19 protein-coding genes are annotated in these 22,577 nt (G+C 59.5%); 7 read left to right on the top strand and 12 right to left on the bottom strand.

The window, feature by feature from the left end:
* Positions 1-5: 5 nt before the first annotated feature.
* Entirely contained in the window at positions 6-359 is a 354-nt protein-coding gene (locus tag QRN60_RS21510) for an antibiotic resistance protein VanZ (RefSeq protein WP_162686921.1), read from the bottom strand.
* A gap of 244 nt (positions 360-603) precedes the next feature.
* On the opposite strand from QRN60_RS21510, the gene QRN60_RS21505 reads away from it, so the two are divergent.
* Together QRN60_RS21505 and aztD are read left to right on the top strand one after the other, a co-directional pair.
* Positions 604-2,115 (top strand): aldehyde dehydrogenase (NADP(+)), encoded by a 1,512-nt coding sequence (locus QRN60_RS21505; protein WP_003506480.1) that lies wholly within the window; start codon positions 604-606, stop codon positions 2,113-2,115.
* Between the two features lie 295 nt (positions 2,116-2,410).
* Positions 2,411-3,661 carry a zinc metallochaperone AztD gene (aztD, locus tag QRN60_RS21500; RefSeq protein ID WP_111817745.1) on the top strand — a complete coding sequence of 417 codons (1,251 nt, stop codon included), beginning with the start codon at positions 2,411-2,413 and terminating at the stop codon, positions 3,659-3,661.
* A 69-nt stretch (positions 3,662-3,730) separates the two neighbouring features.
* Here aztD and QRN60_RS21495 read toward each other — a convergent pair whose 3' ends face one another.
* From QRN60_RS21495 to QRN60_RS21480, 4 genes are read right to left on the bottom strand one after another with little or no spacing between them, the layout of a single operon-like run.
* Positions 3,731-4,729, bottom strand: a complete 999-nt coding sequence (locus QRN60_RS21495) for a TRAP transporter substrate-binding protein (RefSeq protein WP_003506474.1) — start codon at positions 4,727-4,729, stop codon at positions 3,731-3,733.
* A 16-nt stretch (positions 4,730-4,745) separates the two neighbouring features.
* Positions 4,746-6,578: a TRAP transporter large permease gene (locus tag QRN60_RS21490; protein WP_099087148.1), complete on the bottom strand. Its 1,833-nt coding sequence runs from the start codon at positions 6,576-6,578 to the stop codon at positions 4,746-4,748.
* A gap of 29 nt (positions 6,579-6,607) precedes the next feature.
* Complete coding sequence (locus QRN60_RS21485) at positions 6,608-7,735, bottom strand: LLM class flavin-dependent oxidoreductase (RefSeq protein WP_003506471.1); 1,128 nt, start codon at positions 7,733-7,735, stop codon at positions 6,608-6,610.
* Complete coding sequence (locus tag QRN60_RS21480; protein ID WP_111817746.1) at positions 7,732-8,583, bottom strand: ABC transporter substrate-binding protein; 852 nt, start codon at positions 8,581-8,583, stop codon at positions 7,732-7,734. The genes QRN60_RS21485 and QRN60_RS21480 overlap by 4 nt, the downstream gene beginning before the upstream one ends.
* Positions 8,584-8,794: 211 nt before the next feature.
* Here QRN60_RS21480 and QRN60_RS21475 point away from each other — a divergent pair, with 211 nt between their 5' ends.
* Positions 8,795-9,160, top strand: a complete 366-nt coding sequence (locus tag QRN60_RS21475; protein WP_003500789.1) for an ArsR/SmtB family transcription factor — start codon at positions 8,795-8,797, stop codon at positions 9,158-9,160.
* 1 nt (position 9,161) lies between these two features.
* On the top strand, positions 9,162-9,791 hold the full coding sequence (locus tag QRN60_RS21470; RefSeq protein ID WP_111817747.1) for a glutathione S-transferase family protein: 630 nt from the start codon (positions 9,162-9,164) through the stop codon (positions 9,789-9,791).
* Between the two features lie 6 nt (positions 9,792-9,797).
* On the opposite strand, the gene QRN60_RS21465 is transcribed toward QRN60_RS21470, so the two are convergent.
* Both QRN60_RS21465 and QRN60_RS21460 read right to left on the bottom strand, forming a co-directional pair.
* The gene (locus tag QRN60_RS21465; protein ID WP_111817748.1) at positions 9,798-11,633 is read right to left on the bottom strand and encodes an ABC transporter ATP-binding protein; all 1,836 of its coding nucleotides are present in this window, start codon (positions 11,631-11,633) and stop codon (positions 9,798-9,800) included.
* Between the two features lie 49 nt (positions 11,634-11,682).
* On the bottom strand, positions 11,683-12,879 hold the full coding sequence (locus QRN60_RS21460; protein ID WP_003506463.1) for an aminotransferase class V-fold PLP-dependent enzyme: 1,197 nt from the start codon (positions 12,877-12,879) through the stop codon (positions 11,683-11,685).
* Positions 12,880-12,968: 89 nt separating this feature from the next.
* Here QRN60_RS21460 and QRN60_RS21455 point away from each other — a divergent pair, with 89 nt between their 5' ends.
* A complete protein-coding gene (locus QRN60_RS21455; protein ID WP_162686922.1) occupies positions 12,969-13,805 on the top strand; it encodes an IclR family transcriptional regulator in 837 nt (278 codons plus the stop codon).
* Between the two features lie 6 nt (positions 13,806-13,811).
* On the opposite strand, the gene QRN60_RS21450 is transcribed toward QRN60_RS21455, so the two are convergent.
* The 5 genes from QRN60_RS21450 to QRN60_RS21430 all read right to left on the bottom strand — a co-directional run bounded on the left by QRN60_RS21450 (position 13,812) and on the right by QRN60_RS21430 (position 19,065).
* The gene (locus tag QRN60_RS21450; protein ID WP_003506459.1) at positions 13,812-14,306 is read right to left on the bottom strand and encodes a RidA family protein; all 495 of its coding nucleotides are present in this window, start codon (positions 14,304-14,306) and stop codon (positions 13,812-13,814) included.
* A gap of 84 nt (positions 14,307-14,390) precedes the next feature.
* Entirely contained in the window at positions 14,391-15,614 is a 1,224-nt protein-coding gene (locus QRN60_RS21445) for an amidohydrolase/deacetylase family metallohydrolase (protein ID WP_087745585.1), read from the bottom strand.
* Position 15,615: 1 nt separating this feature from the next.
* Positions 15,616-16,491 carry an ABC transporter permease gene (locus tag QRN60_RS21440; protein WP_020808496.1) on the bottom strand — a complete coding sequence of 292 codons (876 nt, stop codon included), beginning with the start codon at positions 16,489-16,491 and terminating at the stop codon, positions 15,616-15,618.
* The gene (locus tag QRN60_RS21435) at positions 16,491-17,432 is read right to left on the bottom strand and encodes an ABC transporter permease (RefSeq protein ID WP_162686923.1); all 942 of its coding nucleotides are present in this window, start codon (positions 17,430-17,432) and stop codon (positions 16,491-16,493) included. Before QRN60_RS21435 ends, QRN60_RS21440 begins: the two co-directional genes overlap by 1 nt.
* Before the next feature lie 106 nt (positions 17,433-17,538).
* Entirely contained in the window at positions 17,539-19,065 is a 1,527-nt protein-coding gene (locus QRN60_RS21430) for an ABC transporter substrate-binding protein (RefSeq protein WP_111817751.1), read from the bottom strand.
* Positions 19,066-19,568: 503 nt separating this feature from the next.
* Between QRN60_RS21430 and QRN60_RS21425 the strand changes: the two genes are divergently transcribed.
* Positions 19,569-20,693, top strand: a complete 1,125-nt coding sequence (locus QRN60_RS21425; RefSeq protein ID WP_111817752.1) for a glycosyltransferase family 4 protein — start codon at positions 19,569-19,571, stop codon at positions 20,691-20,693.
* A 415-nt stretch (positions 20,694-21,108) separates the two neighbouring features.
* Positions 21,109-22,305, top strand: coding sequence for a polysaccharide biosynthesis/export family protein (locus QRN60_RS21420; RefSeq protein ID WP_020011828.1), 1,197 nt, complete (start codon positions 21,109-21,111; stop codon positions 22,303-22,305).
* Positions 22,306-22,577: the final 272 nt, after the last annotated feature.

Genomic DNA, 22,577 nt, shown 5'->3' with positions numbered 1-22,577 from the left:
TTCCGTCAGCCTGCGGTCAACCGCGCCCGGAAAAAGAGATAGGAGAAGGTTGCAAGTCCTCCGGCAACCACTCCAGCGGCTTTCACGGCGCCGTCCGTCAGCTGCGGATGGCGTGTCGGGGACAGGAATTGCAGCGCCTCGATCCCGAAAGCCGCAACAATGCCCGCCATAATGATTGCCAGCCAATAACGCGGATAGGCCAGCACGAAGGCGGCAGAGCAGAAGGCGAAGGCGGCAGCGCGGTCTATACCAACAGTTGTCAGCGTGTGCGGCCGAAATCCGATCGGGCAGATTGTAACGATCACGATCAGCAGAAGAACCGACCAGGCGACATATTTCGGAAGTCTATTTGTCATCATGGCGTCACAATAAAGCGCTGTGCGCGTAAACGGAAGCGGGTCTTTTTCGCGCCTCGCCCAATTAATCACACTTTTCGGTCAGATAGTTGAAAAACCGGCTTTCGCTCAAGCCCCACACGGGCTAAGGCAGAAGGCAACCGGGCGAGGATCGCGGCTGATGGCGTTTGCGCTGTCGCTTTTCGGTCTGGCGTCACGGTGTCGGGTGGATTTTCCACACAGGATCAGATTTTCAGGGAAGAGCACAATGAGTTTCAAGCCGCACGGCAAACATCTGGTTGCAGGAGAATGGGTCGCAACGGAAGCAAAATTCCGCAGCGAGCCTGCACATGGCGAAGCTTTCGATTTTTCGGTCGGCACCGTCGATCTGGTGAATGCGGCCTGTGAAGCTGCCGAAGAAGCCTTCTGGAGCTACGGTTATACCACCCGCGAAGAGCGCGCCGCATTCCTCGACACCATCGCCGATGAGATCGAAGCCCGCGCCGACGCCATCACCGAAATCGGCTCGTCCGAAACCGGCCTGCCCGCAGGACGCCTGCAGGGCGAACGCGGCCGCACCGTTGGCCAGCTCCGTCTCTTCGCTTCGCATATCCGCAAGGGCGACTATCTCGACCGTCGCCATGACGAAGCGCTGCCGGATCGCCAGCCCCTGCCGCGCCCGGATATCCGGCTGATGCAGCGTCCGATCGGCCCCGTTGCGGTCTTCGGCGCCTCCAACTTCCCGCTCGCCTTCTCCACGGCCGGCGGTGACACCGCAGCGGCTCTGGCAGCTGGTTGCCCAGTGGTTGTCAAGGGTCACTCCGCCCATCCCGGCACCGGCGAAATCGTTGCCGAAGCCGTTCTCGCCGCCGTCAAGAAGCATAATCTGCATCCCGGCGTCTTCTCGCTGATCCAGGGCGGCCGCCGCGATGTCGGTTCCGCGCTCGTGCAGCATCCGCGCATCAAGGCGGTCGGTTTCACCGGTTCGCTCGCCGGCGGCCGCGCGCTGTTCGACCTCTGCGCCCAGCGCCCCGAGCCGATCCCCTTCTTCGGCGAACTCGGTTCGGTCAACCCGATGTTCCTGCTGCCGGAAGCCGTTTCTGCTCGCGGTGAAGCCATTGCCAAGGGCTGGGCGGGTTCGCTCACCATGGGTGCCGGCCAGTTCTGCACCAATCCGGGCATTGCCGTCGTTCTTGCCTCGCAGGCAGACACGGTCGCGGAAACCGCGCGTACTGCTCTTTCCGAAGTCGGCCCGCAGGTCATGCTGACCGATGGCATCGCTTCGGCCTATCGTGATGGCCGCGACCGCATCGCTGCCGGCAACGGCGTGCGCGACGTGCTGACCACCTCCTGCAACCTGCGCAATGCAACACCTTATCTCTACCGTGTTGCCGGCAAGGACTGGGTTGCCAACCATGCACTCGCAGAAGAAGTCTTCGGACCGCTCGGCCTGATCGTCACGGTCGAAAGCGCAGAAGAAATGATCGAAGTCGCCAAGAGCTTCGAAGGCCAGCTGACGGCAACCCTGCATCTCGATGCCGGCGATGCCGAACTCGGCCGCAAGCTGCTGCCGATCCTGGAACGCAAGGCGGGCCGCGTTCTCGCCAACGGCTTCCCGACCGGCGTTGAAGTCTCCGAAGCCATGGTTCACGGCGGCCCCTACCCGGCCTCCACGAACTTCGGCGCAACTTCGGTCGGCACCATGTCGATCCGCCGCTTCATGCGCCCGGTCTCTTATCAGAACATTCCTTCGGACGTTCTGCCGGAAGACATTCGCTAATCACTGAAAAGGCAGGCGCGGCAATGCGCCTGCCTTCAGCGCCGGAACCTCCGCTTCCGTCATCCTCGGGTCAAGCCCGAGGATGACGTCGCGTTTGCGGCCTGACACGGAAGCTTCAACGCTTCACCGATACACACTTTCCAGATTTTCAGCAGTACGACGTCCACGTCGGTTGACATGGACCCTGCGCATAATGCTAATACGTCTCTCGTAACGTAATAACATTACACTCATTCTCAAAGACCCGCTATCGGTTCGAACCCGTATGAGGATGACAACGTCTGGAAGGAACACCATGAGATTTTCCCTTCATCACCATTTCGGTATGAGCGCACTCGCCACATGCCTTGCGCTTGCCACGCCGCTCGTTCCAGGCATGGCGCTGGCAGAAGAAAGCAGTGACAGCATCAAGGAATGGCGGCTATTCGTTGCCGATCACAGCCAGCCGGTGGTGCGCGCAATAGATTTCGAAACCGGCAAGGAGCTCGGGCGCTACGATCTGAAGGGCTATGCGGCGCTGACCGCCAGCGCCTCCGGCAAGACGGTTTTTGCGACACAGTCGGATGCCGACATGGTGCATGTGATCAAGACCGGCATCGTTTTCTCCGATCACGGAGAGCATCGCGATCTGGATGTGGAGGATACCGCGCTTTTACCCGTCACCTTCGAAGGCAAGCGCCCTTTTCACGTCGTGCCGCATGACGACCATGCGATCCTTTTTTATGACCGTGGCGGCAAGGCTGACATCATCGACGAGGCGGCCCTGCTGGATGGCAAGGCCAAGGTCCGCACCGTCGACACGACAGCGCCGCATCATGGCGTGGCGGTGACGCTGGGGCGCTTCGTTCTGGTTTCCGTGCCGAATACCGAGATCGAAACGAAACCCGATACACTGCCGCCGCGCATCGGACTGCGCGTTCTCGACAGGGAGGGCAAGCAGGTTGGCGAGCAGGCGGCATGCACCGACCTGCATGGCGAGGCGACGTCCGCACGGCTTGTCGCCTTCGGTTGCAAGGAAGGCATTCTCATTGCCCGCCCCGGCGGCACCGATGGTCCGAAGCTTGAAATGCTGGCCTATCCGGAAGATTTCCCGAAAGCCTATACCGGCACACTGCTTGGCGGCAAATCCATGCAGTTCTTTCTCGGCAATTACGGTGAGGACAAGGTCGTCCTGATCGATCCGGATAGCAAGGACGCCTTCCGTCTGGTGGAGCTGCCGACCCGGCGCGTGGATTTCATTCTCGATCCCGCCAATCCGCGCAACGCCTATATTCTGACCGAAGACGGCGACCTGCACGTGCTTGATGTGCTGGAAGGCGCGATCACCCGCAAGGCAAAGGTGACCGAGCCCTACAGCAAGGACGGCCATTGGCGTGATCCGCGCCCGCGTTTGGCCGTTGCCGATGGGCAGGTCGCGATCTCCGATCCGCGCCATTCACTCATCCGCGTGGTAGATGGGGAAAGCCTGAAGGAAACCCGCACGGTCGCAGTGGAAGGCCAGCCTTATTCCATCGTCGCCGTCGGCGGCTCCGGCGCTTCGCATTGATACCAAAGCAAAGAAACCCCGTGCGCCCGACAGACGCACGGGGTTTTCTAATTTTGAAGAGACGTATCCTCAGGCAGACTGCACAGCCTGTATCTTCTCGATACCGCCGACGATGCCGGCGAAATCCTGCCAGACGCCCTGAGCACCCTTGCGCCATTCATCCAGCGCTTCCGGCTGCAGCACCTTGCCGCCCTTGGAGAGTGCAAGCTCGACAGACTTCGTCTCGTCTTCAACGATCAGCTGGTTGAAATATTGCGCACCTTCGCTGGAGGCTTCCGAAAGCACCTTCTTTTCCTCATCATCCAGCTGGTTCCAGAAGGTCGCGCCGTAATAGACGACGCCCGAGGCCCAGATATGGCCGGTCTCGGTCATATAAGGCACGACCTCGTAAAGCTTGAAGCCGGCATAGGCGGATTTGGTGAGGTCCATGGCGTCGGCCACGCCGGTCGCCAACGCATTATAGGTTTCGGTGATTGGAATGCCGACCGGCGTGGTGCCAAAGGCGCTCCAGAGCTTGGTGTGCAGCGGGCTCTGGATGACGCGGATCTTCTTGCCTTCCAGCTGCTCCGGCCGGGTCACCGGCTCTTTGGTCAGCAGATGGCGTGCGCCGTAATTGATGAAATCGGCGGCGACGAATTGTTGCGCGGCGAGTTTCGTCTTCAGCCCGTTGCCCGTTTCGCCCGTCACCACCTTACGCACATGGTCGGCATCGCGGAACAGGAAGGGCAGATCTAGGATCTGTAGTTCCGGCACCCAGCCGGAAAGCGAGGAAACCGTGGAGAGGCTCGCCTGAACCGATCCGAGACGGATATTCTCCGCCACTTCCTTTTCGCCGCCCAGCGCGCCGCTCTTGACGATATTGAAGCGGAAACGGCCGGGCAGTTTCGCCTCCACCAGCTCGCTGATCTTCACCCAGATTTTCGTCTCCGGCTTGTCGTCGGCAAAAAGCGACGCGACGGTCAGGCTGCGGGTTCTTGCATGTGCGGTGCGAATGAAGGCCGGTGCGGCGAGCGTTGCCGCGCCAAAGGCGGAGAGTTTGAGGAGATTGCGGCGATCGATAATAGTCATGAATAAAACCCCGGATTTAGAAGAAAATGGCCCAGACGCACAAAATGGCAAGGGAAACGAGAAGAGAGGCGAGATAGGGAACGACGGCCCGGAACAGTGCTGTCGCCGGAATGCGGGTGACACCACTGACCACAAAGATGAGCATGCCGAGTGGCGGCGTCAGGCCGTGGATCATGAGATTGACCACCAGGATGACACCGAAATGGATCGGATCGATGCCGGCAGCCACGGCGGCGGGCAGCAGGATCGGACCGAACAGCAGAATGGCCGCGCCGATATCCAGCACCAGACCAACCACGAGCAGGATGAGATTGGAGAGCAGAAGCACCGCGATCTTGCTGCCGCCAAGTAACGTCACGAAGTCAGTGACAAGGCCGGAGACATTATCGACCGCGAGCAGGAAGGCGAAAGGTCCGGCCGTGCCGATCAAAAGACCGATGGCCGCTGCCTCACCGGCGGATTGGCGGAAAGTCGCGAAAATGCGCCCCGCACCCAGCCGGTAACCGAAGCCGAGAAGCAGCGTGTAAAGCGCCGCAAGTGCTGCGGCCTCCGTGGTGGTGACGATGCCGATGCGGATGCCGACCACCACGATGACGCCAAGACCGAAGGCCGGTATGGCGGCGATGGCCGAGCGCCATCGCTCCGTTCCCGTGGCGCGCGGCAAAGTATCGACGCTGCGCACGCTGAAATGGATCGCTACCGCTAGGCAAACCGCCATCAGCCCGCCGGCAAAGAAGCCGCCAACCAGCAGCGAGCCGACCGAAAGGTTGGTGGCCGTTGCGAGGATAAGAAACGCGATGCTGGGCGGAATGACGTTATCCAGCACCGAGGTGGCGGCGATGATCGCCCCGGCCTGCGCCGGCGGATAACCGTGCTTCACCAGTTCCGGCTGGAAGGTGGAGGCACCGAAGGCGGCATTGGCGACAGAAGAACCGGATGCGCCGGAAAACAGCACGCTGGTCAGAAGCGTCGTCTGCGCCAGCCCAGCCCGCCGGTGGCCGACCATGGAAGCGGCGAAACGAACCAGCTGGTTGGCCACACCCGATTCCGTCAGCAGGCTTCCGGCGAGCAGGAAGAAGGGGATGGCGAGCAGCAGGAATTTCGACATGCCTGTTACGGTCGAGGACACGATGGCCGGCTCCGGCAAGGTGCTGCCGAAGGCGATCGCCACATAGGCCGCGGCGAGGAAAGCATGGGCGAGCGGTGCCGCCAGCACCAGCCCCAGCGCCGCCGTCAGCGCCAGAAACAGGCTTGGCGGCAGGGTCGTATCGACAAAAACTTCCGGCAGGCCGACATAGGCCACGACTGCGATGGCGAGCGACGCGAGAACGGCAAACACCTTGCCTTCACTAACGCGCTGTAGCGCCAGATAGAGAAGGATCAGCGCGCCACCTGCGCCCAGAAAGCCGAAACGCACCCATTCCGGCAGACCGAGTGTCGGCGAGGTGCCGCCCAGCATCGCCGCGATCTCAACCCCGCCGAAAGCGAGGATGAGCGCTGCGACGAAGGAGAAGGCATCCGCCAGAACTTCGGTGGCTGCGTGAAAACGCTCAGGCAAAAATCGCACGAAAACGTCGAGCCGCATGGCAAGCGCGCTTTTGAGACTGAGCGGCGCGCCAACCGCGATCATCGCCACATGCAGCCAGATGCCGAGATCTTCCGCACCGATGAAGCCGGTGTGAAACAGATAACGCAGGGTGACATTGACCAGCACCACCACGAGAAGCGTGGCAAGGATGGCGGCGGCGACCGCACCGAGCGCCTTGTCCAGAACGGCGAGCACACGCTCGGCCACGCGTTGCGGGCCGATGCGCCTTTGTGCTGATATCGTTGCCGGACTTGCCGTCATGTCTTTCTTCTCCACTCCCAAAGCCATGCTCAGGAGGCCTTTGCCGAGAGGTCGCGGTCGAACAAAGTCGACCAGGTGAATTGTTTCGCCGACGAGACTTCACGCGACACGTCAAGACGCGGCAGGACCTTTTCGCCGAAGCGAAAAGCTTCTTCCAGCAATGGCATGCCGGAAAGGATAAAGGTATTCACGCCCGCCTTCTTATAGGCCTCCAACGTGCGGATGACAGTATCCGGCGAACCGACAATCGCCGTTCCCGGCCCGGGCCGAACAAGCCCGATGCCAGCCCAGAGGTTGGGGGCGATTTCAAGATCGCGCAGGTTCTCAGGCTTCTGCCCGCCATGCATTGCCGTCATGCGCTGCTGGCCGACCGAATCCGTCTTGCCGACGAAACGCTGGTTGGCGGCAATCGCGTTCGCATCCATACGGCCATAGAGATCGGCGGCGGCGGCCCAGGCCTCTTCATCCGTATCACGCACGATGACATAAAGGCGGATGCCGTATTCCAGCTCGCGGCCGAGCTTTTCCGCGCGCGCCTTGACCAGATCGACCTTAGCACCAATCTGGTCCGGCGTTTCACCCCATGAGAGATAGGTCTCGACATGTTTGGCGGCAACGTCGATCGCCTTATCCGACGAACCGCCGAACCAGAGCGGCGGCGGCTCTATGCCCTGCCCCACTGGCAGAGCGAGCTTTGCGCCCTCCGTCTGGAAATATTGGCCCTTGAAATCGACCGTCTCACCGGCGAAAAGCCGGTGCCATATCTGCAGATATTCATCCGCCATCTCGTAACGCTCGTCATGCGGCATGGTCATGCCATAGGCGCCGAGCATCTTCGCATCGCCCGAAACGACATTGATCAGCAGGCGTCCGCGCGAAAACTCCTGAAGCGTTGCCGCCATCTTGGCAAGCAGGGTCGGCGCGACAAGGCCCGGATGAATGGCGACCAGAAACTTCAGCCGCTCGGTATAGGAGAGCAGCGCGCCCGCCAGAACCCAGACGTCATGCGCGCCGGTGGCAAACAATGCGCCGGTGTAACCAAGCTGGTCATAAGCCAGCGCCAGCTGCTTGTAATAACCGAGATCGACCTTGCGGGATCCTTCTGGCTGCCAGGGATAGGCGCCATCGGGCGCACACATGTACCAGAAAACGTTCATCTGTCGCCTCCCGCGCTGGCTGATTGACCCGTCAGAACCGGTAAAGAGAAATGACCGTGCCTGTAAAGCGTATCGGCCTCCTCCTGCTGTTCGGCAAGGATATTTTCGGCGGCGGGCACTACCGAAAGATCGCGCGAGCGCAGCACCTTTGCCCAGGATGAAGCGTCGCCCTCGCTACCCGGTTCGGCAGCGAGCAGCGTCGCCGCTCTGTCGATATCCGCCATGACGGCGCGGCCGACGCGGTCGAGTTCGATCGCAATCGCCTCTCGGCTCTCCAACGCAATATTGTGGCGCACAAGCGTCCAGAACAGCGAGCGGTTGGGAATGGTGGAGCCGCAGCGGACCAGAAGATTGATCCCGTCATGCGTAAGAGCTTTTTCGAGCCGTGGCGACATCGTCACCCAGGCATCGACGCGGCCTTCGACTAGATCGTGCAGGCTGTCGCTGTCGCCGCTTTCGATGCGCGTCACATCCGCAAGACCAAGCCCGGCCCCTTCCAGACTGCGCGCCAGAAGATAGGTATGAAAAGAGCCATCGATCAGCGATATGCGTTTTCCCGAAAGGTCGGCGGCGGAGCGGATCGGGCTGTCGCGCCGCACGAGGATCGCGCCATTTGCGGGTCTCGGGGCCGAGGCAGCGATATAGGCTGCGGAGAGCCCGCGCGCATCCGCCTCGATGGGCGGCGTCGAGCCCGTACCGCCGAATTGGATGTCGCCCTTTTCCAGAAGCGCCGCCGTATCGCGCCCCTCGCGATAGGGCACGAATTCCGGATCAAATTCTTTGAAAGCACCGGGCCAGAGCCGGGCGAGCCGCAAATGCAGATTGTTGGGATGGACCCCGATTTTCATGTCGACACCTCATTTCGCAGTCAATCTACTTTTTTATAGAATGTTTTCGAGGAACGTTTTGGCGATCCTCGGCCGGAAAGCGAAAGAGAAATCTACTAATCCTGTAGATTTTAAAAATTGCTTGATCTGGTCAAACTGAGCTTAATCAAGCCATTGAAATTTATTGCCATACAATTTACTTTTTTATAGTTTGAAAAATGGGCCTGTAGTCGTGACGAAACCGGTTTCCAATCTCATCTGCCGCAGCGTGGTGGAGGCGAGTGAGCTTTTGAAGCTTGTCGCCAATGCCAATCGCCTGGCCATCGTCTGTTATCTCATGGAAACGGAAGCCTCCGTTTCCGCACTGGAATACGAACTCGGCATCCAGCAGCCAACGCTTTCCCAGCAGCTTGCCGAATTGCGTGACGCCGGTGTCATCGAAGGCTCGCGGGAAGGCAAACAGGTGATCTATCGCGTCACCGATCCGCGCATCGTCCAGCTGGTTCTGACATTACGCGGTCTTTATACTGACCTATCCGACGTGACCGGCAAGAAAGGCAGGCGGGCTTTGCCATTAGATGAGGCGATGTTCGATTAGTATGATCGACCTTTACACCTGGATCACTCCCAACGGCCTGAAAATCTCGATTGCGCTGGAAGAACTCGGCCTGCCCTATGTCAGCCACGCCATCGACATCGAAAAAGGCGAGCAATTCTCAGCCGATTATACCCGCATCAATCCCGGCTCGAAAATCCCCGCGATCGTCGATCGCGACAATGGCACCATCCTGACGGAATCGAACGCGATCCTGATCTATCTCGCCAAAAAGGCCGGACGGCTCATGCCCGTCTCTGCCGCCTCACGGCTGACAGTCACCGAATGGCTGATGTGGCAGGCCGCCAACTTCGGCCCGACGCTCGGTTACGCCCATTATTTCCTGACCTACAATGCCGGAAAAGCACCCTTTGCCGAGACGCGTTTCGCCTCGGATACGGAGCGCCTCTATCTGACGCTGAACGACCGTTTGACCGAGCGGGAGTTTGTCGGCGATGATTTTTCCATAGCCGATATTGCCATCTGGCCATGGGTCTCGCGTTTCCCTCGCCATAAAATCGACCTCGACGACTATCCGGCGATACAGCAATGGTATCGCCAGCTCGGACAGCGCGAAACATTCCAGCGCGGTTACCGCGTGCCTTTCGCGACTTCCGAGGTGCCGGGTCTTTAACCTGCTTTAACAGGCGACAAGGTGGCCGGGCGAGACCTCGCGATACTCACGCGGCTTCACCACGTAGTCGACCGCGCGGATCGGGCTTTTCAGCTCGTCATTTGCCGCACCACGCCGTGTGTTCCTGCGCTCCGGATCCGGCACCGGCACGGCCGCCATCAGCTTGCGGGTATAGTCATGCTGCGGATTGTCGAACACCGCCGCACGCGGGCCGATCTCGACGATTTCGCCGAGATACATCACCGCGACACGGTGACTGACGCGTTCCACCACCGCCATGTCATGGCTGATGAACAGGAAGGCGAGATCGAGGCTCTGCTGCAAATCCAGCATCAGGTTGATCACCTGCGCCTTGATCGAAACATCAAGCGCCGAAACGCTCTCATCGGCGACAATCACCTTCGGCTGGAGTGCAAGCGCGCGGGCGATGCAGATACGCTGGCGCTGGCCGCCGGAGAATTCGTGGGGGTAACGCGCCGCCATATCGGGCGAGAGACCGACTTTTTTGAGCATGTCGGCCACCACATCCTTCGCCTCACGGGGGCTTCCCATGCGGTGCTCCAGAAACGGTTCGGCAATCGCTGCACCCACCGTCATGCGCGGATTGAGCGAGGCATAGGGGTCCTGAAAGATCATCTGCACCGTCTTGCGCATCTCGCGCATGCCTGATTTGTCGAGGGCGAGAATATTCTCGCCATTGACCACCACCGAACCGGCAGTCGGCTCGATCAACCGCATGATGGCTCGTCCCGTCGTCGATTTGCCGCAACCGCTTTCACCCACCAGCGACAATGTTTCACCAGCCCGCAGATCGAAAGACACGTTTTCCACCGCATGCACGCGACCGCTGAGCCGTCCCAACAGACCCGAGTGAATATCGAAGTGTTTGGTCAGCCCTTCCACTTTCAGCACCGGCTGGGCGCTCGCGTCGACGGTATCGCCCGGGCGCGCCGGCTGCTGCGTTTCCCCTGTGGTGGTGTTGACGATGGGAAACCGGAGCGGTCTTTCCTCACCCGTCATGGAACCCAGAACCGGAACGGCGGACAAGAGCGCACGGGTATAGGGATGTTTGCCGCGATGGAAGATATCCGCCGTCGCGCCGACTTCCACCTGCTCGCCGCGATACATGACGACGGTGCGGTCGGCGATCTCAGCCACCACACCCATATCATGGGTGATGAACAGAACTGACGTGCCTTCCTCTTCCTGAAGCGTCTTGATGAGGTCCAGTATCTGGCCCTGAATGGTCACATCGAGCGCGGTCGTCGGCTCGTCGGCAATCAGCAGCTTCGGCCGGGAGGCCAGCGCCATGGCGATCATCACGCGCTGGCGCATGCCGCCGGAAAAGCGATGCGGATATTCATCGAAACGCGATGCGGCCGAGGGAATACGGACTTTTTCGAGAAGGCGGATCGTTTCGGCCCGGGCATCCGCTTTCGACATGGGCTGATGGCACAGCAAGGCTTCGGAAATCTGGTCGCCGATGGTGAACAGCGGATTGAGGCTGGTCATCGGCTCCTGAAAGATCATGGCAACCTCGTTGCCGCGCACCTGCCGCATGGCATCTTCGGAAAGGGACAGCAGGTTGCGTCCGCCTAGCAGGATTTCGCCCTGAACCCTGCTGCTTTCACGATCCAGCAGCCGCATGATGGAGAGCGAGGTAACACTTTTACCCGATCCGCTTTCACCGACGATTGCGACCGTCTCGCCCGGCCCGACATCGAAGGAAATATCACGCACCACGGGTTTCCAGCCGCCATCCACGTGAAAGGACGTGGTGAGATTGCGGACGGAAAGCACGGCATCTTCGGCACCAAGGGGTGCTACCTGCGGCATGGTCATGATCGTTCCCTTCTTGTCGTTAGGTTTTGGCGGTGCCAGCGGTCGAGCCTTAGTCCGGCCAGCGCAGCATGCCGTCGAAACGATGGCGGCTACGGTCGTCGAACGGAGTGGCAATCACCTCATTGGAGGCGCGCGCCTTGTCCAGTTCCTCCACCAGACGCGAAGCCACGATGGTTTCCTGTCCGGGGTGAAGGTTGCATGGGTCGAGATAGAAATAGCGGTGCTCCACCTCGTGGTCGCGGGTGATGATCGGAGGATTACCCCTGGCCAGCGCCGTCGTCAGGTCCCAGGCGGTGATATGCGCTTCTTCGGCATTGATGATGACACGCATCCGGTCGAGCGGGTTGTTGGTCGGGTCGGGCTCGATCAGCGCCGTCACGCCGGGGCGTCCATCCAGTGTCTTTTTCCAGAGGTTGAGATAGCCGGTCTCGCGCTCACGGATGCCGGCATGGTCGCGCTTTTCCCAGGCTTCCAGCGCCGCCATGACGCCGTAAATGCTCTCCTTGCCGACCTTCATGCCGCGGCCAATGCCCATATTCTGCAGGAAGGCGTTGCGCACCAGTTCTTTCTTGCCGGTCACGATGCCTGACGTGGGGCCGCCGAGGAACTTGTGGCCGGAATAGAGCACCACATCCGCTCCCGTGGCCAGAAACAGCTTCAGGTCATATTCGGAAGCGGCATCGACGATGACAGGCACACCCTTGGCATGGGCGATTTCGACGAATTCGGAAAGATGCAGCAGGCCGTAGTCGACGACATGGTGCGAAACGACATAAACTGCCGCCGCCGTCTTTTCGGTGATGGCGTTTTCCATGTGGAAACGATGGGTGGATGTCGCCTGCCCGACCAGCACCACCTTGCCGCCGCCGAGCCGGATGGCCTGATCCACCGGTGCGCCATAGCTCACCACATGGCCCATCTGCACCAGAACCTCGTTCTTTTCCGGGGTCACATCGGGCAGCTTTTCGATGGCCAGAAGATTGTTGCCGGTGATCGCACCCGCCACCGCAAGGCTGATGCCGGAGGAGCAGGAGGCCGTGACGAAACCGGCCTCGCCGCCCGTCAGCCTCGCAATCACCGCGCTTGCCTTGCGCTGCAGATCGTTGATCTCGACAAATTGCGGCAGGATGGCCGCCATGGCTTCAACCGCTTCCGGAACGACGATGGAAGCGCCAAGCGAGGTCATGGTGCCCGAGACGTTGATGACCGGGCGAAGGCCGATCCTGCTTCTGATATCCTCGGTCATGTCTTTCTCCTGTCTTTGCGATGCGTTGGGCATCGACATATATGCCATAATAATGTAATAGCTTCTCAAAATTCATGAGGAGCCGGAAATTGGACGCCCATAAGCTGGACGAAATGCCTTCAACCGCCGTGTCTCCCACGGAAGAAACCCCGGACGCGAAGGCGGCCAAACGCTCGCGCGTCAGCGGCATCGACCGCGCTCTTCAGGTGATTGATTATCTTTACGAAACCGGATCGCCGGCTGGCGCTTACGCCATCGCCAAGGCAATCAAGGCGCCGCTTTCCACCGTCTATGTGATCGTCGACGATCTCGTCGAAAAGAACATGCTGGCCCGCAATGCCGACGGCAACATCTGGCTCGGCGCGCGGCTTTATCACTACGGCCTTGCCTATGCCCGCTCGCTGGATTTCATGGGTGTCGCCACGCATGAAATGCATGATCTCTGCCGCCACGCTGGCGAAACCGTCCAGCTTTGCGGTCGCGACGGCGACCATATGCTTGTTCTGGCCATGGCCGATGGGCCGAGCCATTTCCAGGTCGCGTCCCGCGTCGGCACCCGTGTTCCGCTGAACTGGACCGCGTCCGGCCGCCTGCTGGTCGGCCATCTGCCGGAGGCGGAACGTGTCGAGCTTTTTCGGCGCTGCGCCCGTTCTTCGCCGACTGGCCGCGCGGAGATCAACCCGGAGACCCTGTCGCAATCGGCGGCGGCCGCCTTTCATGACCGGCTGTCGATACAGGTCGCCGAATCCGATTACGCCGTCGCCTGCATAGCCTCGCCGATCTGCGATAACAGGGGTGAATGCGTCGCGACGATCTCCATCGTGCTGCCGGAACAGAAGGTGCTGGCGGACGAGAACCACTACACCGAACAGGTCAGGGTCTCGGCGGAACGGATCGAAAAGCTGATGGGCTGGCGCAACCATTAAATAGCCTCACCCCTTGAGCGCGACGATCGCTTCGATCTCGACGGTGATATTGCCCGGCAATGAGCCGAAACCTACGGCGGAACGAGCATGTTGCCCGGCATCGCCGAACACGTCGATGAAGAGATCGGAACAGCCGTTGATGACGCTCGGATGATCGCGGAAATCGCTGACGGCATTGACCATGCCGAGCAGCTTCACCACCTTCTTCACCCGCGCCAGATCCCCCAACGCCTCATGCATGACGGCAAGCAGATTGATGCCGGTGAGGCGCGCATGGTTATAGGCCTCTTCCAGCCCAATTTCCGCGCCCACCTTGCCGGCGTAAAGATGGCCGTTTTCCTCCCGCGGCCCCTGCCCCGAGAGGTACAGCATGTTGCCTTCCACCACATGGGTGACGAAATTGGCAATCGGCGGCGGCGGCGGCGGCAGGGAGATGCCGAGCGCGGCAAGCCGGTCATAGGGCGAAAGATGCTCTTCTGCATCAAGCGAAGACTGTTTCACGCGAATTCCTCATAATGCCGGGACGGGTATCCCGTCGTGTCTGCGGAAGGCGAAAGGCAATGCCCTCCGCCGTTCCAGTCGGGGTCAGCGCCAGGAATAACCATGGCTGTGGCGCACAAGCTTGCGCGCCCTCGGGATATAGCGGCTGGCGGTGATCGCTTCCGCGCCGATGACCGCATAACGCGGCTCGAACAGGCGCTTCAGACGCGACACGTCACCATTGGAATCGGTCGCTTCGAGATCGGCATCGACAAGATCGAAGACAGTGAAATCAGCGCGCTGGCCGACATCGAGGCGGTTTTCCATATCGAGGCGAATGATGGAGGCCGGGTTGCGGGTGACGGCTTCGACCACCTTTTCGAAGGGCATATCGACCGACAGCAGCTTCGACATGGTCGTCGCGAGATCCCAGACCGGGAAATTCATCGAATGGCCATGCAAATCCGTGGAGATCGAGAAGGGCAAAAGGCCACGCGCAATCGCCGCTTCCGCCACCTTGAAGGAGAAGGATGCGCCGCCATGGCCGATATCCAGCCGGATGCCCTCACCGGCGCAGCGTTCGGCAAGGTTGAACAGGTCCTCGTCTTCCATGATGCTGGAGCCCGACTTGCCGTTGAAGCAATGCGTCACGACATCGCCGGGGCCGAGAATTTCCAGCACCTCGTCGTAGAGTGCCGGCGGTTCGCCCACATGCACCATCATCGGCACTTTCAGGATCTTGGCGATCTTCTTGCCGAGCTTGACCGGCGTCACACCCCAGGACCCGGTGATGACGTGGCTCGCACGTACCTTGATACCGACAATATGCTCGCTGTTTTCGGCGTAACATTCGAGGATTCGATCAAGGTCGATATCCTTGATGTCGCGCAGTTCCGGCACGCGGTTGCAGGCGACGAGACCGATGGAGCCGAGATTGAGGAAGGCCTTGATGCGTTCCTTCGAGGGCTCGATGATATATTCGCGGAAACCGTGGAAATTCGCCTCCCCCGCCGAACCGGCATCCACCAGCGTCGTCACACCGCGCTCGGCCCCGCATTCGGAGGGACGGATGGAGATATCGGTGCCGCCATGCCAGATATGCACGTGCAAATCCACCCAGCCGGGCGAGATGAATGCGCCCTTTGCGTCGATGCGCTGCGCATCCGCGGGCGCCTGCAGCGCAGAGCCTACCGCGGCAATCTTGCCATCGCCACCGATCAGAATATCAGTCGAGGCCTGGGACGCCCCCTTTCCGAAACCGACGGGTTTGACATTGGTGAGAAGAATGGGAGCTTGAAGAGGCGCTTTCGCCTGTTCACCGGACGTCATATTACAAATCCCTTCGCAGTCTTGGGTCGAGCATGTCCCGCAGCCCGTCGCCGACCATTTGCAGCGAGAGCACGGAAAAAATGATGGCAAAGCCGGGGAAGTAGGTCATCCAGTCCGCCTGACCGATATATTGGCGGCCGGCGGAAATCATGGTTCCCCAGGTGGGTATTTCAGGGCTGACACCAAGTCCCAGAAACGAAAGGCCGGCCTCGGCCAGCATGGCGCTGGCGAACAGAAAGGTGCACTGCACGAGGATCGGCGAGACGAGATTGCGCAGCACATGCCGCGTCATGATGTGGAAGGTGGAAATGCCAAGCGCCTTGGCCGCCTCCACATAGGGCAATTCGCGGATCACCAGCGTCGAGGCGCGCACGATGCGGGCAAGGCGCGGCGAGTAGACGACGGCAAGAGCAATGATGACAGTCGTCAGCGACGGTCCGAGCGCTGCCACCAGCGCAATCGCCAGCAGAATATCCGGAAAAGCCATCATGGCGTCGATCAGCCGGGCGATCGGCGTATCCAGTTTCTGGAAGAAACCGGCGAGCAGGCCGAGCGTGATGCCGATCAGCGCCGAAAGCGCCACCACCGCGGCCCCGACCAGAAGCGACAGTCTTCCAGCGTAGATGGTGCGGGAGAAGACGTCACGGCCAAACTCATCGGTGCCGAACCAGTAGAGTTCGCTCGGCGGTTTCAGACGGTTCACAATCGACAGTTTCGACGGCGAATAGGGCGCGATCATCGGCGCGAAAACCGCAAGCAGCACGAAGATGAGCAAAACGATGAGACCGGCGGCAACCGTCTTGCGCTTCAGCAGACGCCGAATGAACAGGATGCTCGGGTTGCGCGCCGGCGGGGCGGTGGAAACAATATCGGCCATCAGTAACGAACCCTCGGATCGACCAGCAGGTAGAGCATGTCGATTGCAAAATTGATGAGCACGTAAAGCCCGGCGATGACGAGAAGCGCGCCCTGAATGACCGGATAATCGCGTCGCAACACGGCCGACACGACGAGATTGCCGATGCCGGGCAGGCCGAAGACGGTTTCTGTGACGACCGCGCCGGAAATCAGCACGGCGGCGGTGAGACCAAGCACGGTCAGGATGGGAATGAGCGCATTCTTCAGCGCATGTTTCATCACCACCCGCCGCTCCTTGACACCCTTGGCTCTGGCGGTACGGACGTAATCGTCGCCGAGAACATCCAGCATCGAGGCGCGGGTGAAACGCAGAATGAGGGCCGAGGAAACGAGGCCGAGCGCGATTGCCGGCAAGGTCAGGTGATACATGCGCTCGAGGAAGCTCGCGCCCGGACCGCCATATCCCGAGACCGGGAACATATCGAGCCGGACGGCGAAGACCTGCATGAGGATGAGGCCGAGCCAGAAGCTTGGAATGCTCGCCGCCAGCATCGCAATGGTGGTGGCGGCCTGATCCACGAAGGAACCGCGCCGGTAAGCGGCATAGATGCCGATCGGAAGCGCGATGACGCTGGCGATCAGCAGCGAAAAGATCGTCAGGAAGAAGGTCGGCTCCGCCCGGTCCAGCAGGGCCGATCCAACAGGCATGTTGAGAAAGATCGACTGGCCGAGATCGCCCTTCAGCAATTGGCCGATATAATAGACATATTGCACGCCAAGCGACTGATCGAGACCGAGCCGGGTGCGCAGCTCCGTTATGTCCTGCGCCGAGGCATCCGGCCCCAGCATCACGGCGGCCGGGTCTCCGGGTGTGACGCGCAGAATGACGAAGACAATGGTGACGACGAGGAACATCACCACGACCATTCCGGCAAGTCTCTGGAAAATATACCGTATCACGAATAAGGGCTCCCAATGGCACAAGCGGCGGACTGCTCATGCGCGATAGTTGAAGCGAAACTGCTGAAGGGTGCCGGCAGCCCGGCACCCGATTGCCGTCCTGGCCTTATTTCGTGACCGAGGCATTCCAGAAATAGGGCCACGGAGCCGGATCGACGCCTTCCAGCTTGTTGGACTTGGCCGCCACGGCATTGAAGTCGCCGATCTTGAGGAGCGGCAGCTCGGCATAGATCGTCTTCTGCACATTGGCCCAGAGCGCGATGCGTTTGTCCGGATCGGCTTCGGAGGTGAAGGCGTCAACCGCAGCCTTCCGCGTCGGCGTGTCCCACCAGCCCGGCGAACTGGTCGAAAGCGCGCCCATCAGCGCCGGTTCAGGCAGGAAGGGGCTGTGGCTGATGTAGATGTCCCAGAGCTTCGGGTCGGCGCGGCGCTGCGTCAGCGTCGCCCAGTCCACCACCTGCATATCCACCTTGAAGCCGGCAAGCTTCAGATATTCCGCGGCAACCTGCGCCATCTTGTAGTGGAACTCATATTGGCGGCTGGTGAGAATGCGCAGCGGCTCGCCATTATAACCGGCCGCTTTGAGCTTTTCGGCAGCGGCTTCCGGGTTGCCGACATTGTAGTTGCCCTCGACGCCCTCTTCCGTGTGCCAGGAGAAATTGTCGGGATAATAGGCGCCGTCAAGCGCATAAAAATCCTTGCTGCCGAAAGCGGCTGCCAGCATGTCTTCCATGTTCAGCGCCTCGGTTACCGCCTTGCGGACCTCAAGCTTGGAAGAAAGCCCCTCCTTGGTGTTGAACACGAAGACCGGGAAACCGAAAGGCTTCAGCATCAGCGGCTGCGACGCCGCCGACGACTTCACCTTGTCGAAGGATTCCACCGGAATGGAATCGACATAGTCATACTGGCCGGAAACAGCGGCTTCGACGCGGGTGTTCGGATCGGGTACCGGAACGAAGCGGATTTCATCGAGATATTGATGGCGTGCGCCGCCATAACCGTCGCTTTCGCCGTCGCGGGACTTATAGCCGTCGAAACGGACGAGCTGGATATACTGGTCGGCCTTGCGTTCCTTCAGCATATAGGGACCGGTGCCGATGAATTCGGCCATTGGCTCCGCCTGCTTTTCAGCGGGCAGGATGATCGCCGCCGAATTGTTGAAGGCGAGCAGCGAGGTCAGCGGCGCATAGGGCTGCTTGAGGGTGATCGCCACCGTCCCTGCGTCAGGCGCGGAGATATTTTCGATGAAGCCGGCTGCCTGCTTGCCGCGCGAGGCGATCTTCATCCAGCGGCCAAGCGAGGCGACGACATCTTCGGACGTCATGTCGCTGCCGTCATGGAACTTGATGCCCTGCCGCAGCTTGATCGTGTAGGTTTTACCATCAGCGCTGATCTCGGGCAGGCTTTCCGCCAGAAGCGGCGTCACCTTCCAGCCCTTGTCGAAGGTATAGAGCGTTTCGAAAATATGCTGCGTGACGATGCCGACGAGGTCGGCGGTAGACGCCATGGGATCAAGTGTCGGCGGCTCACCGATCGTCGCGACATTGATGACGCCGCCCTTCTCCGCGGCCATCATTACGTTAGGTGCCAACAGCAAAGCGACAGTGGCGAGAAATGCAAGTTTACGTCTCATGGTCAAGCTCCCAGCTCTTATGTGTTCCATTATTATGTTATATGCATCTTTATAACAGAATATCTTGATACGTCGCCGTGTCAATGAGAATGAGGCATGGCGATGAGTTTCCGTGATCGGCGAAACGCGAGGCAGGTTTGCGCGGGAGGCGGCAACAGGTTGTAAGGTGATGGAAAAATGGGGATTTTACCCAAAATACAGCGCACCAAAAAATCCAACTCTTCCAGCCGGGACGGCGGGAATGACGGCAAGCGTTCGGCTGTAAAGGAAGAAAGGGAATTAAGAAGGTTGGATATTTCGCATTTGCGAACAAAGTGCTATTAAAGATCGGACCAACATCAGATCACCACACACATACCAGCACATTTTTATTATTCGTTACGCCATTCTCCGCCGCCAGCCGTATTTTAAAAGGCTGCACATAGACCTGATACTCTACACCGCCGAACTTTATTCCAGGGCGGAACATTAATTTTTATTACGTTGAAATTATTGAGGAAATTATGAAGACGGCAATCGTGCATGACTGGCTCACCGACAGAGGTGGCGCCGAAAAAGTGCTTCACAACCTTCTTGAGATTTATCCTGACGCGGACCTCTACTGCCTCGTCGATTTCATGAGCGAGCGCGACCGGGGGTTTCTCGGCGGGCGCCCCGTCAACACCTCCTTCATCCAGAAACTGCCTTTCGCCCGAAAAAAATACCGCTCCTATCTGCCGCTGATGCCGCTCGCCATCGAACAGTTCGATCTGAGCGGCTATGATCTGGTGATTTCGTCGAGCTACGCGGTCGCCAAGGGCGTCATCACCGGGCCGGGCCAGTTTCACGTTTCCTATATCCATAGCCCCATCCGCTACGCCTGGGACCTGCAGCACCAATATCTCAAGGAAACCAGATTGACGCGCGGCTTCGCCTCATGGATCGCGCGCGCCGTTCTTCACTATATCCGCATGTGGGACATCCGCACCGCCAACGGCGTCGACCTGATGACGGTCAATTCCAAATTCATCCGCAACCGGGTGCGCAAGTGTTATGGCCGCGATTCCACCGTGATCTATCCGCCGGTGGACACGTCCCATCTTTCCCCGTCCGACCTTAAGGGCGACTATTTCGTCACGGCGTCGCGGTTGGTGCCTTACAAGAAGGTGCACCTTATCGTGGAAGCCTTTGCAAAGATGCCGGACAAACGACTGGTCGTCATCGGCGACGGACCGGACATGAAACGCATCCGCGAAATCGCCGCGCCGAATGTCGAAATCCTCGGTTTCGTCGGCAATGAGGAGCTTCACAAATATATGGCCGAGGCCAAGGCCTTTGTCTTTGCGGCAGAAGATGATTTTGGCATCGTGCCCGTCGAATCCCAGGCGCTCGGCACACCGGTCATCGCCTATGGCAAAGGTGGCGTTCTGGAAACCGTCGTTCCTCTCGGCGCCTCCAACCATCCGACTGGCCTTTATTTCGGTGAGCAGACACCGGAAGCGATCTGCGCCGCCGTACAGGAATTCGTCGACAATTCCGATCGCTTCGACAAGAACGCCTGCATCAACAATGCCGCTCGCTTCTCACGTGAGCGTTTCCTGCGGGAATTTGCGGATACCGTGAATTTCGCGCTGGCTGAGCGGGCATGACGAGCTAATAAAAACATTTATAAAACAATTGATTAGAACTCAATTGAATCAACCGCAAAAGAAACCGCGCAAGCGTGACAAAACTGCACTAGCGCAATGCGGTAATCAAAGAGATTATGGCATCCGACTGAATATTGAAGCACAACAATACTGACACCATCAGGGGATTAAAACATCGTGCCTCGCCCGAAATTTTTCGGCGCAGTTGAGCGATGATCAACTTGAAGCATCGCCTGAAACTGGGCATATGCCTGATTGGCAGGCGTAAACATCTCGGGATGCGATTCCGCTAAACGGATGTAATACCGGTTTTGATTTTCTTTACCGGTGTCATTTATGAAGTGCTTATTTTTAAAAACTTATACGATGTCCGGATTATTTCTGCTTTTCGGACGGCATTCATTTCGAGGACCAAATGCGTTTATTGAATGTTTCGATTCTGCTTGCCTCCGCAGCACTGGCGGGGTGCACGGTTACAGCGGCTTCCGGGCCCGATGCAGCGTCGATAGAATCTAACGCTTCCGTGAAATTTGCCTCCAAGGACAAACAGAAAACCGCAGGTGTCGACTACGCGCTGCTCGATATCAACAGCGCCGTTCTCAATTACGTCGGCGATACCACAACCACGACCCTGCTCGGCAGTTTCGGCGGCGGCAAGGGTGGCGTTCCGGCCCTGCCGATGGGTGTCGGCGATGTGGTGCAGGTCGCAATCTTTGAAAGCCAGGCCGGCGGCCTGTTTATCCCGAACGACGCGGGCAGCCGTCCCGGCAACTTCATCAGCCTGCCGAACCAGACGGTCGACCGGGAAGGCAATATCAGCGTTCCCTATGCGGGCAAGATTCGCGCCACCGGCCGCAATGTCGAGGATGTCCAGAGCGAAATCGAGGAACGGCTCGCCAACCGCGCCATCGAGCCGCAGGTTCTCATCACCAAGATTTCCAGCCGCTCCGCGCAGGCCTCCGTGCTGGGTGACGTCAAGGAGCCGACCAAGGTTCAGCTTTCGGAAGCAGGAGATCGCGTTCTCGACGTTATCTCCTATGCAAAGGGCCTTAGCGCCCCGAATATCGAATCCTATGTCACGCTGATCCGCCGCGGCAAGACCGCGCGCGTCAACTACAACCACCTCGTCAGCACGCCCTCCGAAAACATCTATGTGGTTCCGGGCGACACGATCATGGTGGAGCGTGAGCGCCGCACCTATCTCGCCTTCGGCGCTTCGGGCCTCAATGGGCGTTTCGAGTTCGAGGATGCCGATCTCAAGCTTTCGGATGCACTCGGCAAAGCGGGCGGGCTGCTCGATTCCCGTGCCGACCCCGCCCAGGTCTATGTCTATCGTATCGTCAAGCGCGATCTTCTCGTGAAGCTCGGCATCAACACGTCCAAGTTCCCCGGACAGGACGTTCCGGTCATCTTTCGCGCCAATCTGCGCGATCCGTCGACCTTCTTCGCTGCCACCAAGTTCCCGATGCAGGATCGCGACATCATCTACGTCACCAATTCGCAGGCTACCGAACTCTACAAGTTCCTGGATCTCGTCGGCTCCGTTCCGGCGACGACGGGCAATGTTGCCGAGGACGTGCTTGCCACGCGCAACGCCATCCGGGCCTTCTGATCGTCGGTTTCTCGCCACTTGTACCAAAGCCGCCCCGGAAACGAGGCGGCTTTTTCTTTGGCCGGGACCGGCGGCGAAGGTGAACGTGATCAAGCATGGGCTTTCGGCACGGACCGAAACCGTCTGCCCCCTGAAAGACAACGCATATAGCGACAGTCATTGTCGCCGCCATTACAAAAGTTTAAGGTGATTTCGCAGCGCATTGGGTGTCTTGTGGGGGAAAGCTGCTCCCAAGGCTTACCGCACATGTTCGGGAAACATGTATCGCTCTC

This window comes from Agrobacterium sp. CFBP2214, assembly GCF_030209895.1.
Classification (GTDB): Bacteria; Pseudomonadota; Alphaproteobacteria; order Rhizobiales; family Rhizobiaceae; genus Agrobacterium; species Agrobacterium radiobacter.
Note: the sequence above shows the minus strand (reverse complement) of the source record. Positions and strands in the feature narration are given on the sequence as shown.